Source organism: Guptibacillus spartinae (genome assembly GCF_028610625.1).
In the GTDB taxonomy this organism is placed as follows: domain Bacteria; phylum Bacillota; class Bacilli; order Bacillales; family Guptibacillaceae; genus Guptibacillus; species Guptibacillus spartinae.
In genome coordinates this window covers 528759-544816 of the sequence record NZ_JAQQWU010000002.1, presented here as the reverse complement: position 1 = coordinate 544816, position 16058 = coordinate 528759, and the positions used below count along the sequence as shown (strand labels likewise).

General features: G+C 40.3%; 18 protein-coding genes. 11 read left to right on the top strand and 7 right to left on the bottom strand.

From position 1 onward, the window contains the following. Nucleotides 1–135 precede the first annotated feature (135 nt). Nucleotides 136–1410, bottom strand: coding sequence for a BaiN/RdsA family NAD(P)/FAD-dependent oxidoreductase (locus tag PQ511_RS06700; RefSeq protein ID WP_273851120.1), 1275 nt, complete (start codon nucleotides 1408–1410; stop codon nucleotides 136–138). 194 nt (nucleotides 1411–1604) lie between these two features. Here PQ511_RS06700 and PQ511_RS06695 point away from each other — a divergent pair, with 194 nt between their 5' ends. Next, nucleotides 1605–3242, top strand: a complete 1638-nt coding sequence (locus PQ511_RS06695) for a putative polysaccharide biosynthesis protein (protein ID WP_273851119.1) — start codon at nucleotides 1605–1607, stop codon at nucleotides 3240–3242. 52 nt (nucleotides 3243–3294) lie between these two features. Here the strand turns inward: PQ511_RS06695 and PQ511_RS06690 are convergent, their stop codons facing one another. Further along, entirely contained in the window at nucleotides 3295–3504 is a 210-nt protein-coding gene (locus PQ511_RS06690; protein WP_273851118.1) for a hypothetical protein, read from the bottom strand. Between the two features lie 75 nt (nucleotides 3505–3579). Next, nucleotides 3580–4005, bottom strand: a complete 426-nt coding sequence (locus tag PQ511_RS06685) for a DUF6884 domain-containing protein (protein WP_273851117.1) — start codon at nucleotides 4003–4005, stop codon at nucleotides 3580–3582. 116 nt (nucleotides 4006–4121) lie between these two features. Here PQ511_RS06685 and PQ511_RS06680 point away from each other — a divergent pair, with 116 nt between their 5' ends. Together PQ511_RS06680 and PQ511_RS06675 are read left to right on the top strand one after the other, a co-directional pair. Beyond that, nucleotides 4122–4826 (top strand): pseudouridine synthase, encoded by a 705-nt coding sequence (locus tag PQ511_RS06680; protein ID WP_273851116.1) that lies wholly within the window; start codon nucleotides 4122–4124, stop codon nucleotides 4824–4826. A gap of 67 nt (nucleotides 4827–4893) precedes the next feature. After that, the gene (locus PQ511_RS06675) at nucleotides 4894–5505 is read left to right on the top strand and encodes a PRC-barrel domain-containing protein (protein WP_273851115.1); all 612 of its coding nucleotides are present in this window, start codon (nucleotides 4894–4896) and stop codon (nucleotides 5503–5505) included. 135 nt (nucleotides 5506–5640) lie between these two features. Here the strand turns inward: PQ511_RS06675 and PQ511_RS06670 are convergent, their stop codons facing one another. After that, nucleotides 5641–5880: a DeoR family transcriptional regulator gene (locus tag PQ511_RS06670; protein ID WP_098444594.1), complete on the bottom strand. Its 240-nt coding sequence runs from the start codon at nucleotides 5878–5880 to the stop codon at nucleotides 5641–5643. A 372-nt stretch (nucleotides 5881–6252) separates the two neighbouring features. Between PQ511_RS06670 and PQ511_RS06665 the strand changes: the two genes are divergently transcribed. Together PQ511_RS06665 and pepV are read left to right on the top strand one after the other, a co-directional pair. Further along, nucleotides 6253–7302, top strand: a complete 1050-nt coding sequence (locus tag PQ511_RS06665) for a potassium channel family protein (RefSeq protein WP_337957747.1) — start codon at nucleotides 6253–6255, stop codon at nucleotides 7300–7302. 1 nt (nucleotide 7303) lies between these two features. Beyond that, complete coding sequence (pepV, locus tag PQ511_RS06660; RefSeq protein WP_273851113.1) at nucleotides 7304–8713, top strand: dipeptidase PepV; 1410 nt, start codon at nucleotides 7304–7306, stop codon at nucleotides 8711–8713. 78 nt (nucleotides 8714–8791) lie between these two features. On the opposite strand, the gene cysK is transcribed toward pepV, so the two are convergent. Then, on the bottom strand, nucleotides 8792–9721 hold the full coding sequence (gene cysK / locus PQ511_RS06655; RefSeq protein ID WP_273851112.1) for a cysteine synthase A: 930 nt from the start codon (nucleotides 9719–9721) through the stop codon (nucleotides 8792–8794). Between the two features lie 226 nt (nucleotides 9722–9947). Here cysK and thpR point away from each other — a divergent pair, with 226 nt between their 5' ends. The 5 genes from thpR to PQ511_RS06630 all read left to right on the top strand — a co-directional run bounded on the left by thpR (nucleotide 9948) and on the right by PQ511_RS06630 (nucleotide 14709). Further along, nucleotides 9948–10496: an RNA 2',3'-cyclic phosphodiesterase gene (thpR, locus tag PQ511_RS06650; RefSeq protein ID WP_273851111.1), complete on the top strand. Its 549-nt coding sequence runs from the start codon at nucleotides 9948–9950 to the stop codon at nucleotides 10494–10496. After that, nucleotides 10477–10857: a CidA/LrgA family protein gene (locus PQ511_RS06645; RefSeq protein WP_273851110.1), complete on the top strand. Its 381-nt coding sequence runs from the start codon at nucleotides 10477–10479 to the stop codon at nucleotides 10855–10857. Before thpR ends, PQ511_RS06645 begins: the two co-directional genes overlap by 20 nt. Then, nucleotides 10854–11540, top strand: a complete 687-nt coding sequence (locus PQ511_RS06640; protein ID WP_273851109.1) for an LrgB family protein — start codon at nucleotides 10854–10856, stop codon at nucleotides 11538–11540. The genes PQ511_RS06645 and PQ511_RS06640 overlap by 4 nt, the downstream gene beginning before the upstream one ends. Nucleotides 11541–11633: 93 nt before the next feature. Beyond that, entirely contained in the window at nucleotides 11634–13775 is a 2142-nt protein-coding gene (pulA, locus tag PQ511_RS06635) for a type I pullulanase (RefSeq protein WP_273851108.1), read from the top strand. 124 nt (nucleotides 13776–13899) lie between these two features. Next, nucleotides 13900–14709: a phosphotransferase family protein gene (locus PQ511_RS06630; RefSeq protein ID WP_273851107.1), complete on the top strand. Its 810-nt coding sequence runs from the start codon at nucleotides 13900–13902 to the stop codon at nucleotides 14707–14709. Here the strand turns inward: PQ511_RS06630 and PQ511_RS06625 are convergent. Next, nucleotides 14690–14968, bottom strand: coding sequence for a YtzH-like family protein (locus PQ511_RS06625; RefSeq protein ID WP_273851106.1), 279 nt, complete (start codon nucleotides 14966–14968; stop codon nucleotides 14690–14692). The two genes, PQ511_RS06630 and PQ511_RS06625, sit on opposite strands and share 20 nt — an antisense overlap. A 111-nt stretch (nucleotides 14969–15079) precedes the next feature. Beyond that, nucleotides 15080–15175: a cytochrome bd oxidase small subunit CydS family protein gene (gene cydS, locus PQ511_RS23705; protein WP_373560766.1), complete on the bottom strand. Its 96-nt coding sequence runs from the start codon at nucleotides 15173–15175 to the stop codon at nucleotides 15080–15082. A 170-nt stretch (nucleotides 15176–15345) separates the two neighbouring features. On the opposite strand from cydS, the gene trmB reads away from it, so the two are divergent. Further along, a complete protein-coding gene (trmB, locus tag PQ511_RS06620) occupies nucleotides 15346–15987 on the top strand; it encodes a tRNA (guanosine(46)-N7)-methyltransferase TrmB (RefSeq protein ID WP_273851105.1) in 642 nt (213 codons plus the stop codon). Nucleotides 15988–16058: the final 71 nt, after the last annotated feature.

The following is a 16058-nucleotide window of genomic DNA, read 5'->3' as shown; positions in this document are numbered from 1 at the left end:
TCATGCCGGTCGTACGGGAGGGGCATAGAACCTTCGTCAGGGGGTTATAAATAGTAATAAGCGTTAAAGAGAGAGAGGGGGCGTCCATAGGACGCCCCCTCTCATGTCGTGGATACTTCACAAATGCGGTTTACTTTAAGTAGTAGTAGCTCCTATTCTTTCAGCAGCGCTTTTTCCTGCTGTATACCCTGTTACAAAGGCGGATGTGATGTTGTAACCGCCGGTATACCCGTGAATGTCGAGAACTTCTCCACAGAAGTAAAGACCTGTTGTGAATTTTGAAGCCATTTCTTTCGGATGGATTTCTTTTAATGAGACGCCCCCGCCCGTTACGAAAGCTTTATCAATGGGGAGCGTACCATCGATTGCTACTTGAAATTGCTTTAATAATCGGACGTATTCACGTACTTTCTCTTTTGATAAGTGAGCATACGTAGTGTCAGGTGAAATGTCTGCCTTATTTAATAAGAAAAGCATGTATCGTTCTGGGACTTTACTTTTCCAAATGTTTTTTATCGCTTTTTTAGGCTCATCTTTTGAGAGTTTCATATGTTCCCGAAATAAATCTTCTTCGTTTTGATCCGGTGCTGCATCGATTTGCAAAGGAATGTACTGCGCGTTGAATTTTTTCATTGCTTTGACAACATATTGACTGCAGCGAAGCACTGCGGGGCCAGAAAGCCCGATATGTGTGAAAATCATATCCCAACGATGTGTTTTAATAACTTTGCCTTTCGGATTGAGAACAGATAGCGCTACATCTCGAAGGGACAAGCCTTGAAGTTCCTTGTTTTTAATAAAAGCTTCACTAGAAGTCAGAGGGACTTCAGTGGGGTATAGGTCAGTAATCGTATGACCGCCTTCTTCCGCCCATGCATAACCATCCCCAGTTGAACCTGTATGAGGGACAGACTTCCCCCCTACAGCAATAATCACATTGGAGGAGTATATTTCTTCTTTTGTTTTAAGCCTTACTCCTGAAACAGCACCATCTTTGTATAGAACCTTGTCAACGGGTGTGTTTACTTGTATCGTTACGTTTAATCGTCGCACTTTATCGAGTAGCGCATTGACAACTGATTTTGCATCGTCGGTAACAGGGAACATTCTACCATGGTCTTCTTCTTTTAATTGAATGCCAAGATCTTCAAAAAATGCAATAATGTCTTCGTTATTAAAAATATTGAACGCACTGTATAAGAATTTTCCGTTACCTGGAATGAATTTAATCAATTCATCAAGTGGAAGTCGGTTTGTCACGTTACAACGACCGCCTCCAGAAATCGCTAGTTTTCGCCCGAGCTTATTTCCTTTATCAACAAGAAGCACTTTTGCTCCATGTTCCGCTGCTGATACAGACGCCATGAGTCCAGACGGACCTCCGCCAATCACAATGACATCGTAGTTCATACTTACACCTCTCTCATTTTGCTACACACAAACATACCACAATTCACTCCTCTTAATAAAGTTTCATAAAAATTTATATTTGTTGTTACTAGCTAAATAGCTTAAAATGGAGAAGTGTATTTATAGAACTGTTGAAAAATGTTGATAGATGACGAATGGATTTAGTTGAATGGTTAGAAGTAGGAGATGGAGAAATGTCTGATTCAAATGTGATTAGAGGGACAATGTTGCTGTCAGCTGCAACCCTTTTTTCTAGAATAATTGGTATGATTTATATGTTTCCTTTTACAGCTCTTGTTGGTACACAAGGTGTTGCCCTTTACACATACGCGTATACTCCGTATACCATTATGCTCAGCCTATCTACGGTTGGAATTCCACTAGCTGTTTCAAAGTTCGTGTCGAAGTATCATACGCTGGGGGATTATCGAACCGGAAGAAGACTTTTTAAATCGGGTCTTCTTTTAATGTCGCTGACTGGATTTGTTGCATTCTTAGCGCTTTTTCTATTAGCTGAGCCAATTGCTCGTATTGTCATTGATGAGGGGAAAGAAGGGAATACAATTGCGGATGTCACATTGGTCATCCGTGTGGTGAGTATGGCGCTATTAATTGTACCCATCATGAGTTTAACGCGCGGATTTTTCCAGGGGCTTCAATCAATGGGGCCAACCGCAGTATCCCAAGTTGTTGAACAAATTTTTAGAATCGTATTTATCCTGGCTTCAAGTGTTATTATCATTAAATTCATGGACGGCGATGCAGCTACAGCCGCTACATATGCCACTTTTGGCGCATTTGTTGGGGCAGTTGGAGGATTGCTTGTTGTCTTCTGGTATTACCGAAAGCGTAAGCCGACGCTAGATCGTCACCTTGCTGAAAGCACGGTAGATCATAACGTATCCTTAAAGGACATGTATAAAGAAATTATTACGTATGCTCTTCCGTTTGTTGTTGTTGGTTTAGCAATACCTCTGTATTTGCAAATTGATACGTTGCTCATTAATCCAGCATTAAAAAGTATCGGGTACGATAAACCTGCTTATGAAGAAGTGTTTGCGATTATAACCGGACTTGCTCATAAATTAATCATGATTCCTGTTTCGCTTGCTACTGCTCTTTCAATGACGATTATCCCGGCTATTACAAAATCTTTTACGGCAAATCGTGAGGGAGCATTGCAAAATCAGCTGACCCAAACATTCCAGATCTTATTGTTCTTAACGACGCCTGCTGCAATCGGGCTAGCTGTTTTATCTGAGCCAATTTTCAGGGTGCTTTACCCAACAGTAAATCAAGAGCTTGGTAGTTGGCTGTTGATGTGGTATGCTCCAACGGCTATCTTATTTGCCCTATTTTCTGTAACGGCTGCGATCTTACAAGGAATCAATAAACAGAAATATGCCGTTTATAGTCTACTCGCTGGGCTTGCACTTAAAGCTGGATTAACTTACCCATTCGTCACAATATTTGAGGGAAAAGGATCGGTTCTGGCTACAAATGTTGGCTTGTTAACCTCTGTAATCGTGACAATTGTTGTGATTAAGAAATATACAGATTACGAGTTTGGATTCCTGGTAAGAAGATTGCTACTCATTGGGATATTTGTAGCGGTGATGGCAGTTGCTTCTAAATTGGCTATTCTTCCATTAGAGTCGGTTATGCCAAATTTATATCTCTCTAAAAGTGAAGGTGGGAGTATGCTGTACTCCATTATTAACTTACTAATTGGCATAACGGTAGGAGGAATCGTTTTTCTTTGGCTATCGTACCGATCCAATCTTGCAGGATTAATCTTAGGCGAACGATTTTCATTTCTTAAAAGACGTTAAAAAAATGAAGGCCCCCGTGGGGCCTTCATTTTTTGTGAGGGAGTAGCGATAATTAATAGCCGTAATCCTCATCGCGTATCCCAATTTGTCTTTCAATTCTTGTGATTCTCCGATCTTGCCGTCTTAGCTCCTGCTCAATTTGTCTGAGCTGTTGTTCAATATTTCCAGGGTATCCTGGTTGTCCGGGGTACTCCGGCTGTCCAGGGTATCCGGGAAACCCTGGATATAGTTGATACTGCTGCCCTTGTTGCCGATCATACACACAAAACGCCTCCTTTAATAGGTACTTGATAGTGTATGTAAAGGTTGGGCAGTGTTGCTGGGCTTCTATCCCGTGTTATACTGAGTTTTTCTGATACCAACTCAGTTGTTCTCCGATTCCAAGTCCTTTTAAAGGCACTTCATACACATAATCGAATCGGTTTAGCTGAGGCTCAAGATGTTTGCGATAGACGGAGCCTCCGTGCAAACAAACGAGAATATCTGTAGACGTTTCATATCGAGAGAATTGCTCAATGACTTTTTGCGCCCACTCTTCTCGTTGGTGATGGGAGAATGTTTTAATCGATACATCATACGGGTCCATGATGTCTTCTGGTAATAAAAGTCCATCTTTGGCATTATAGAAATACATGCGATCATAATGTTGGGACGCGTATTCAAGCGTTTTTTGAAATAACGGACTTTGGTAAAACTCTGTTACAGGTGCAGATTTCGTGCTCTTCTTGCGTGCTGTTGCTAAAAGTCCAACTTTCACAGTCATTTGATTCACTCCAAACGTGCATTTTGGCATTTAACGTTTACATACCCTTACGAATCAAAAAGTATGCTAAAAAAACAAATAAATAGTGGAAAAAATATGGAAAAGGAGAGATGGAAATGCGTTTAGATAAATTGTTAGCAAATATGGGTTACGGGACAAGAAAAGAAGTAAAAAAACTTTTAAAAACGGGTGTCGTTCGTGTGGATGAAGAAGTGACCAAGGATGCAAAGCAGCACGTTGATCCAGAAGCTAATCATGTAACGGTATATGAGGAGACAGTCGAATATCGGGAATTCATTTATCTCATGATGAATAAACCAGCTGGTGTCATTTCAGCCACGGAAGATGAAGAAGAGACTGTTATTGATATTCTTATTCCGGAGGATCAGGTGTTTGAGCCGTTTCCGGTAGGTCGCTTAGACAAAGATACTGAAGGGCTACTTATTATTACAAATGACGGAAAGCTTGCCCATCATTTAACGTCACCAAAGCATCATGTGCCTAAAACCTACTTTGCACGAATTAAGGGTGTCGTGACCGAAGAAGATGTTCGTTCTTTTGAGAAAGGGGTTACGCTTGATGATGGTTACGAAACAAAACCAGGTGAATTAGCCATTTTACATGCTGGTGAAGAATCAGAAATTGAGCTAACGATTCACGAAGGGAAGTTTCATCAAGTGAAGCGGATGTTTGAAGCTGTAGGTAAGAAAGTCATCTATTTACAACGAATTCAAATGGGAGATATTCATCTTGATCGAGACTTGGAGCCTGGAGAATACCGAGAATTAACAGAAGAAGAAGTAACGATCCTCCATAAGTGATCCATTGTTTCCTTTTCACTGACCTGGGGAATAGCATGAGTAGTCAGTTGCGAAGGAGAGGATTTTCATGATTAAGGTTGGAAAAGAAATGCACGGTCAAAAGTTGGAAAATGAATCAACGGCTGAATTTAATGTGAAACAGGTTTACTTTGATCAAGAGCTTCGTCAAGCAACATTCATAGAAATTGAAAAAAAAGAGGTATCTAATAAGAAAGATGCTATTCCTGATCACCATGCGGGCGAGATGCTTCATTCGATACAAGCATCTGGGGGACAGTTTACACCAGATAATTATCCAGTGACAGATGATGATCGAAAAGAACAAGAAGCAAACGGGATGATGATTGTTTCATATGCTCAGTTGAATTGGTATAAAGATGGATTCAGGCTTGGAGAAAATGTGGAAGACGTTCACACATCTGTTTTAGCAGATCAATGTTCTTATCGATCGTTAATAAAAGCTGAAGTATTAACGGAAGATGGAGAAGAGCTTGGTAAGGTGAAGGAGGTTGTGCTTCATCCCGATGGAAGAATCGAGGGCTTTGAGCTTTCAGAAGGATTTTTATCTGATTTTCTTTCTAGCGAGCAGCCGTTTTTAAAAGTTGATAATACAGTAAAATATCAGCACGATAAAGTGATTGTTCCAAAAGACTATCATCACTCCTTAAAATCAACGTAATGGATAAAAGCCCTGCTTTAAAGCAGGGCTTTTACTATGAACATGTAATTAAATATGACAAGCGTCTAAATTAAAAAGGCTTTCGTCAGATTAATTTAGACGAAAAGCCCGTAAATACAGGTAAATCTATTTGTGTTATCCAACTTTAACTCTCTTGCTTGTGATTGTCCAGAATCCTCGGTTTGGGCTTTTGACTAATTCATTATAGGCCAGTACATTCAAATCTCTTTGAACTGTTCGCTGGGTAATCCCAAACTCTTCAACTAACTCATTTGTGCTGACAGTACCATGCTTGCTAATAAATAAATAGATAGACTTGATACGGGTCATCATACGATCAGTTGAAGTAATACTCAAAGAACCACTCCCTAACATGTAATCAATGCCTTATCCCTAGCATAATTAATGACTATTAAAACCATATGAAGAAAACGTTAAGATATACTTAATTTCAAGCATTTCCTTCAATTTTTTCATGAAAGTTTGGCTGAGTGCTCCGATTAAGACTGGAAGTGATTTCTGGATGTGTTGGGTTTCCCAACTTGGTGTATTGACGAATAGGTTATACCACTTTCATAAGATAAGCGATTGATTGGCATTATTATTTAATTCCACTCCTACTGCCATTTCCCTTTTATGGGCCAACGTACACCCCCTCTTTAAAGTTTATTTTACAATAATTCTGTTATTTCGGCAAAAAATTTCATTTCTTTTGGCTCATTCTTCCTTAACAAACATTCCTTTGCTATTCTTATAGTACGATTAGATAGAGGGAGGGGGATTCCTATGCTTTTTCGTATCATTCTTAAAAATGCCATTAAATTAAACAATCGATTTATGTTAGTTGTAGCGTTCATTCTTATTTTGGTTAGTACCCTGGTCATGCGTTTCCTAGAGCCAGAGACGTTTCCAACTCTGTTTGATTCACTCTGGTGGGTGATGACCACCGTTACGACAGTAGGTTATGGAGATTACTTCCCGATCACGATAGCAGGAAGAATCTATGCAATGTTCCTTTATATTGTTGGAATTGGGTTGATTGGTGTTGTTATTGGTAAGTTTGTTGATGGGTTTTCAGAAATCAAGAAGCGAAAGGAGGAAGGGAAAATGCCTTATCAAGGTCACGATCATATCATTATTATAGGATGGTCACAAAAAGCTGCCTATGCGGTATCAGAAATTATGGATTCAGATCAATGCGAGATTGTCATTATTGACAATTTAGCAAAAGCACCAATAATCGAAGAGAATATTCATTATATCCAGGGGGATGCTGCAGAAGAAGCAACGTTGAAAAAAGCTGATATTATGAAAGCGAAAGCTGTGCTTATCTTCTCTGATGATGCGATTCACGATGCGCTTCTCGCAGATGGAAAGTCACTGATCATTGCTAGCTCAATTGAAAGACTTTCAGTAGATATTCACACAACGGTAGAGGTGATGAAAGAAGAGCATATAAAGAATTTCACACATGTTCAGGTTGATGAGTTTGTTCTTTCACATGAAGCAGTTTCTCGAATGGCAGTTAGGTCTGCTTTTACAAAGGGAATATCAGGAGTGTATTCACAGCTATTGAGCAGGGGGCACGGAGAGAATTTATATGAAATTGGCGTACAGCAAGAGTGGAATACATATCGAGATGCTTTTCATGCACTACTACAACAAGGGGCGACACTTATAGCTGACGGAAATCGGATGGATATTAATCGGCGCTTAGATGAAACGATACCTGCAAATGCTAAGCTATTTGTGATTTGTGATCAAGCCGTATATGAAGGAATAAAAGGAGTGAAATAAAGTGAGTGAAGTGAACTGGAAGGAAGAAGTACTCAATCGAAAAGAATCGTTAATCGAAGACTTAAAAGGCCTTTTGCGTATTGAGAGTGTTTTAGATGAAGAGAATAGTACGAAAGATGCTCCGTTTGGTCCTAAAGTGAAAGAGGCACTTGATTATATGCTTGGTTTAGGAAACCGTGATGGGTATGAAACAAAAAATGTTGAACAGGTAGCAGGCCATTTAGAGTTCGGACAAGGCGAAGACGTAATCGGTATTTTATGTCATGTTGATGTTGTACCAGCAGGTAAAGGCTGGTCGTCACCCCCTTTTACGCCGGAGATCCGAGATGGAAAGATATTTGCTAGAGGAGCAATTGATGATAAAGGGCCAACGATTGCGGCATACTGGGCCATGAATATTGTGAAGGAACTTTATCCTGATCTATCAAAAAGGGTTCGACTGATCGTTGGTACGGATGAAGAAAGCTCATGGCGATGTGTCGATTCGTATTTTAAGCATGAAGAAATGCCAACAATGGGTTTTGCCCCTGATGCCGTGTTTCCAATTATCCATGCCGAAAAAGGAATTGCGGACTTTGAGTGGATTTTTCCTGTAAACGAAGAAAAAAAGGCACCGTTCATTCTCCACTCTTTCCATTCTGGTCAGCGGTTGAATATGGTGCCAGATTATGCGGTAGCAGAATGTCAAAGTAGTGAAGACCAATTACTTGACGTCAAAAAGGAATTCGAGCTATTTTTAAATGATAAAGATCTTAAAGGGAAAGCGACGCTGGATAAGCACTTAACCTTAGAAATCCATGGAGTATCGGTTCATGGTTCAGTTCCTCATGAAGGCGTGAATGCTGCATTTCGTTTAGCTGAATTTTTGGGTGAATTGATTCTCGATCAAAGTGGAGACGCTTATATTAGCTTTATCACAAAATGGCTAATGGATGATTTCACCGGAGATCGATTGGGGATTTCTTACAGAGATCACTTTACTGGAGCGCTGACCATGAATGCAGGTACTTTTGAGTACAAAGCGAATCAGCAGGGTAAAGTTGGTATGAATCTTCGCTATCCTGTCACATGTGACTTTGATGCTGTGAAGCAGACGTTTGAAAAGGTAACCGCTCCAATGTCAGTGAAAATGGAAATGATCGATCATATGACGCCACATCATGTGCCACAGGATCATGAATTAATTCAAAAACTTCAACAGGTTTATGAGAAGCAAACTGGCGAACCAGCTAAGCTTCTGTCAATAGGCGGAGGAACGTATGCACGTTCTTTACAAGCTGGAGTGGCATTCGGTGCGCTTTTTGAAGGGAAGCCCCAGTTAGCCCATCAAAAAGATGAGTATGTGGAGATCGATGATTTGTTGCGAGCGGCAGCGATTTATGCGGAAGCGATCTATGAGCTTGCAAAATAAATGAGTGAGCGCCATGCCAGTACTGGCATGGCGCTCACTAGTTGGATTCTAGCAGGTTATGTTGTTTTTCGAGGCCCCTTATAAAGAGCTGAATAAATCACTTGATAAATAACGTTCACCAGAATCACATGTCATTGTAACGACGACCTGGTTAGGCGATAGACGCTCAGCCACTTTCATTGCTGCAAAGACGGCAGCACCTGAAGATGGACCTACAAGCAATCCCTCTTCCCTAGCCAATTTACGCGTCACTCCATAGGCTTGTTCGTCCGTAATTTGAATAATTTCATCATACACCGATGTGTTCAGAATATCAGGTATAAAACCTGGACTTGTCCCAACGAGCTTGTGTTTTCCGGGCTTTCCGCCTGATAGAACCGGGGAGCCTTCTGGTTCCACAACGTGTACAGTAAGATCAGGGAAGTGTTCTTTTAATACTTCACCTGTTCCTGTAACAGTTCCACCAGTCCCTGCAGTGGAAACAAAGGCGGCTGGAGTGACCCCAAGTTGCTTCATGGCTTCTACTATTTCAAGCGCTGTTGAAGTTCGATGGGCATCTGGATTAGCGGCATTTTCAAATTGCATTGGGATAAAGCTATTATCAATGGTTTCAGCAATTTCTTTGGCTTTTTTGATTGCCCCAGGCATTTTCTCGGAAGATGGTGTAAGCACAACCTTCGCGCCGTAGGCCTTTAGAAGCTTAATGCGTTCTTGTGTTGCGTTATCAGGCATAACAATGATAGCTGGATATCCTTTTGCTGCAGCATTCATGGCAAGCCCGATGCCGGTATTCCCGGAAGTTGGCTCGATGATGGTAGAGCCTGCGTTAAGTAAGCCGTCTTCTTCTGCTTTTGCAATCATATTATACGCCGCGCGGTCCTTTACGCTTCGACTTGGATTAAAGTATTCGAGCTTAGCGTATATCTTGGCGCCATCTGGATTAGGAACTCGATTTAATTTGAGTAAAGGCGTATCGCCAATAAGGTCGGCCATATTTTCGTAGATCATGTAAGCACATCCTTTTCATACAAGGTAAGGTTAACTTTCCTAGTTTATTGGTCAGTATAGAAAGTAGTAGTAGGGAAATCTTCCCTTTCGACAATGTTTTCTAATACTGTTCCCCATTATAGCAAAAGATAAATCTTTCGTAATAAGATCAAGCTTATGAATGAAAAAAGATTAGATTATTCAGATTGTTTGATAGAATAGAAAAAGGATAGAAGGAGTGGACAAGTTGAATACCCATTACTTTATTGCCCTCCCCATCCAACCACACCTTAGAAAGACACTTCTCGAGATTCAGATGAAGACTCGGTTAGCTTTATTCAAGCATATCGTTTATCCTGAAGATTTTCATATTACGGTGGCTTTTCTAGGTGTAGCGGATGAAGAGCAACTGACTAAGTTACAAGAAGGATTACAAAAGATGGCACAATTCATGGAACCTTTTAAATTAGAAGTTGAAGGACTAAATTATTTTGGTTTAGAAGATCAACCACGCGTCCTTTATGCTGATGTTAAACGATCCGATCAATTGGATAAGCTCCATGAAGACATTGTCCGAATTTGTCAGTTGGCAGGATTTTCACTTAAGGAAAGGGAATATTCCCCTCATGTGACACTAGCTAAGAAATGGCACGACCCTACTAAAAAAATACAACTAAACTGGCCAACACTTAACTGTGAATGTCAGGAAGTATCGAGTGTGACATTGTATCAAGTAGCACCCGGCGAAACCCCAAGGTATAAAGGTGTGGCGACTTATGAGTTCACAACTAAATAAATACATGCTGATTGTATTACAAATTGTTCTATTGTTTGGTTTTTATCTGGTGGGGGGATTTCTCCAAACAACATTTGCCCTTCCTGTGCCTGGGAGTGTCGTGGGTATGCTGCTTCTACTCATTGGGCTTTATTTAAAATGGATTCCGGTTCAATGGATTTCTCAAGGATCATCTGCCTTATTGAATCATTTGCCGTTATTATTCGTGCCAGTGACGGTTGGCATTATGCAACACCTTGACTTCTTCAGTGGTAAGAGTCTCTGGTTAGTTCCAATTGTCCTTCTCAGTACGTGGATTGTAATGGGGACAACTGGGCTGCTTGGACAGTTTCTTGCTAATCGAAAGGAGTGGGGGAAATGATGCTACTACAAATGATTTTTTGGCTATTCATGACAATCTTACTTTACGTTGTTTTTCGCCGCCTCTATCAATTACTACCATATCCTTTCATGATCCCTGTATTAACATGTACAGTCGTTCTGGTTATTGTATTAACGTCATTTGATGTTTCATATGACACCTACTTCAGTGGAGGGAAATGGATCGATGCTTTACTAGGACCTGCTATTGTTGCATTAGCTTTTCCATTATACCAGCAAAGAAAATTACTTAATAAGTTTAAAATTGAGATCCTGGCAACGGTCTTAACAGCAAGCCTTTTAGGCATATTGTCGGGATATTGGTTAGCCGTTGTCAGTGGATACAATCAGATGATCGTGTCGACCATTATTTCTAAAAATGTCACAACTCCTGTTGCGATGGAAGTGGCAAGTATGACCGGAGGAGAGCCCGCTTTTGCTGTTATCTTTGTGATGATTGCTGGGATTGGTGGCGCGGTAACGGGGCCATGGTTGTTTCAAATCCTTGGCATATCAAACTTTCTTGGAGTGGGAATGGCTTTTGGGGGGGCATCCCATGCAATAGGTACCGCAAAAGCTCTAGAATATGGTCAGAGAGAAGCGGCAATTAGCTCAATTGGGTTAAGTTTATGTGCCTTATGTGTATCGATACTCGGCCCGATTCTACTCAAGTGGATTTCTTGAATTATTTTATAAAACAAAGGTCAAAAAACATTTTTATAAATAAGATAGGTAAAGAAAAAGGTTGTAAGCATCTCAGCAAAGGATGGGATTCAGATGATACGAGATTATTCTGCATATAACAAAGTGAGCCAGGCTTTTACAGCCTATTGGGATGAATTTCATACCATTACGGTAATGGCAAATATCTCGTTAGATGTAAAAGATGCCTACACCCTTACTGATGGCCATTTAGACATCCCAATTGAAGTGAAAGAAAATTCAAAAATGGGTAAAAAAAGACTGATTTCCTTACACGTCGATCATGAGTATATTCCAGGTAATAACTACTATCTTCTTCATTCTACTGGAGAGACCAGTCTGGTTTATACAGGCAAAGTTGTCAGAACAGATTTGTTTGATGAACGGTATTATTACGATGGAGAATTAGGCTCTCTATTAACTGAGCAGGGCACGATCTTTCGAGTTTGGGCCCCAACCGCTACAGAGGTTATTGTTAATATCTATAATGATTCGTTTCAAAAAATCAAGGAATTGCCTATGTTGAAGAAAGAGTGCGGTGTGTATGAAGGATCATCAGCTGAAGTATCGGAAGGGGCTCTTTATACTTACAGTGTGAATGTAAATGGGGAATGTCGCGAAACCATTGATCCTTATGCGAAAGCGGCTACTTCGAATTGTAAGTTTGGCATGGTAATCAATCCTGTTCATACAAATCCAGAGAACTGGAATCCTTATAGTAAACCTTCTTTCGCAAAACCTTCAGACGCGATCATATATGAATTACATGTGAGAGACTTTAGTGCACAAGCAAAAAGCGGATTAACAAATAGAGGGAAGTATAAGGCGTTTACAGAAGAACCGAGTGATAAAGATTGTATCCCATCAGGAATTAACTATATCAAATGGCTTGGGGTTACACATCTCGAACTTCTTCCTATTCAGGATTTTGGGAGTGTCGATGAGACGAAAGTTCCTCCGTCTTATAATTGGGGATATGATCCGATTCATTACTTTGTGCCTGAAGGTAGCTATTCACTAAACTCTCATGAACCATATACTCGTATTCGCGAAGTGAAAGAAATGGTTCAAAACCTTCATGAAAAAGGCTTAAGGGTTATTATGGACGTCGTTTTTAATCACGTCTATCAGCTCCATGCTTCTCCTTTAGAAAAAATTGTTCCTGGTTACTATTTTCGATTTGATCATGGTGGGAAGCCTTCGAATGGAACGGGGGTTGGGAACGATACGGCATCAGAAAGAAAAATGATGAGGAAACTAATTGTTGATTCGGTTGTTTATTGGGCGAAGGAATACGGAATTGACGGTTTCCGCTTTGACTTAATGGGCATTCATGATAAAGAAACGATGAATGAAGTACGATATGCTCTTGATTGTATTGACCCAACGATCCTTGTTTTTGGTGAAGGATGGCATATGAACACGATTTTACCCGACGATCGAAAAGCGATGAGCGCGAATGCCCGTGAAACCCCTAGGATTGGCTATTTTAACGACCATTTTCGTGATTCTGTCAAAGGTAAGTTATTTGATACACGTTCGACTGGCTTCGCAAATGGAAACTTTTCAGTTAAAGAAGAGGTAAAGAAGTGTATAATGGGGAGTGTTGAGGATAAATTTATTACGGCATCTCAGTCCATTAATTATGTCGAATGTCATGATAACCATACGCTGTGGGATCGCTTAAATCGAAGTCATCCAGGAGTAAGTGAGGATATTAAACAGCGTATGCATCGTCTAGCGACGGCCATCACTATTCTTTCACAGGGGATTCCTTTCATTCATGCAGGACAGGAATTTTTCCGCACTAAAAATGGAGTGGAGGATAGCTATAAATCGCCTGATAAAATTAATCGGTTTGATTGGCAGAGAATGAGGGCTGTTCAAGGAAACGTCAAGTATATTCGAGGGTTAATTTCAATTAGAAACCATTTTGATGCTTTTCGAATGGCTGAAAGACACGAGATGAATCGGATTTCTTTTATTGATTCACCAGGTCCAATTTTGGCTTATCGCATCCATCAAGAACATTCCTCAGAATCCATTATAGTCGTTCATAACGGTGGATTCCATGACGATATCATTGATATCGGAGAAGGAGAGAAGTGGATTCTTGCAGATGGAGAAGAAGCAAGCGTAGAGCCGATCAGAAAAACGGGGGAAAAATTGCTCTCCGTAGCGCCATTTAACACAATTATTTTAATAACAAATGATTAACACATGAAGATTTCGTCAACGTGTGTTATAATTTTTTATTCGTAGACGGTTTTTAGCTAAGTCCGGAGAACAAACCGCTAAAAACGCAAAACTTCCAGAATCTACAAACTAACGGAAATCGAAGGTGAATTTGTTGGATAACATTTTAGGCGAAGGCTGGCAGGTGACGCCTGCTGGCGGAGCGACAGGCGAAGCATACTTAGCTCAATATGGAGACGAGAAATTATTCCTAAAACGGAACTCCTCGCCTTTTCTGGCTGTTTTGTCGGCGGAAGGAATTGTACCGAAACTTCTCTGGACCAAGCGACTTGAGAATGGAGACGTTATTACAGCCCAAAAGTGGTTGCCGGGGAGGGAACTGAAGGCCCATGAAATGAAGCAGCCACGAGTGGCGCAAATGCTTTATAAGATTCATCGTTCTTCAGAGCTTCGAAGGATGCTTAATCGTCTCGGGAAAAAACCCTTGTCACCAGACATTATTTATCAAGATTTACTACAAAAGTTTGAAAATCACCATCGCAGAGATGTTGAAGTCATTCGAGCGCTTTCTTATCTCGCTGCCAATAAGAATGATCTTGAGAACGTAGAGAAGGTTGTTTGTCATTGTGATGTTAATCATAATAATTGGATGTTTAGTGAGGAAGGAAATCTTTACTTGATTGATTGGGACGGAGCGGTTGTTGCTGATCCCGCATTAGATATCGGGATGCTCTTATATTGGTACCTTCCTAAAGAAGAGTGGGGCGAGTGGCTCACTCATTATGGATTGGAGAATACAGAAAGCCTGCGCCACCGCATGTATTGGTATGTGGTAGCACAGACACTATTGTTTATTTATTGGTATGATCTAAAAGGGTTAGATGGGGAAGTTGAATTTTGGAAAAAAGACCTGGAAAATTTGAATCACTATCGACTCATTGATACCGATCAATAGTTTCAACCCACTGGCTTAGATGAGGCTGGTGGGTTTCAATATGACTTAATAAATTCGATTTAGTTGCTCCAGTGGCACTATATTGTTGAATTTGACTAAGGACCTGCTTGATTTCTGGGGCAACACCTTCATTTTGCTGTAAAGCTGTTGCCAAACGCTGAACTTGTTCACATTCTGAAGACGTGCCTGTGCAGTCAATGTGATGGTTTTTAAGGATATCGGCTAGAATAAAAAGCTGTTCTCGGTGTGAGAGTGGCATGCGTGTTCCTCCTTATTTGTACTATTAAATAGCGTGTACATGTAAGGAGGAATTATGCTGTTTAACGCATGAAAAAAACACGGATTTCTCCGTGTTTTTAATTCACTTTCATTACTTTGTATCGCCTTTTGCTCCCCAGCCGAAAAGCGCAACAATGGAAACAATGATCACAATCCAAGGTGCCCACATGATAAGGAAATGTTCCATTTTTCACCCTCCTCTCTCTTTATCATAACTGATTAGGACGAATTTTCTCCACTTCCTTTTTAACAATCTGACTACTTTTTTACCCATCCCCCTATCTTTCTATTCTTAAGAATTCATGGTAAAATGTCGTTTGTGTGACTACGGTGAATAGACAATAAGGAAGTGAAAGTATGCGTCAACGTAATAAGCCGTGGGCAGCAGATATGTTTGCTGAAAACCCACAGTTCGTTCCATCTAATCCGATTGAAAGGAAAGGGAATTGGAAAGACGTTTTCGGGAATGATCATCCCATTCATCTTGAAGTTGGAACTGGAAAAGGTCAGTTTATTATTGGCATGGCGAAGCAAAATCCTGATGTGAACTTTATTGGGTTAGAGTTATCGTCGAGTGTGATGGTGTCAGCACTTGAAAAATTAATCGAAGAGGATGTGCCGAATGTTCGGTTATTGAACGAAAATGCACAGGATCTTCAATCCCTTTTTGAAGAAAATGAAGTGAGTCGAATTTATTTAAACTTTTCTGATCCGTGGCCAAAAAATCGCCATGAGAAAAGAAGGTTAACATATAAGACGTTTTTGGACTTGTATCGCATTGTGATGAGCCCGTCTGGTGAAGTTCATTTTAAAACAGATAACCAGGGGTTATTTGAATACTCTCTTCATAGTTTTTCTGCCTATGGCATGACGTTAAATCAAGTAAGTCTTGATTTGCATGCAAGTGATATGAGAGATAATGTTATGACCGAGTACGAGGAGAAATTTTCATCAAAAGGAAGCAGAATTTATCGGTGTGAAGCCAAATTCCGATCATGAGTCGTTACGTACGGCTCTTTTTTTTTATTATTATTGAAAGCGATTTCTTTTAATGAGAAAATAAATATAAT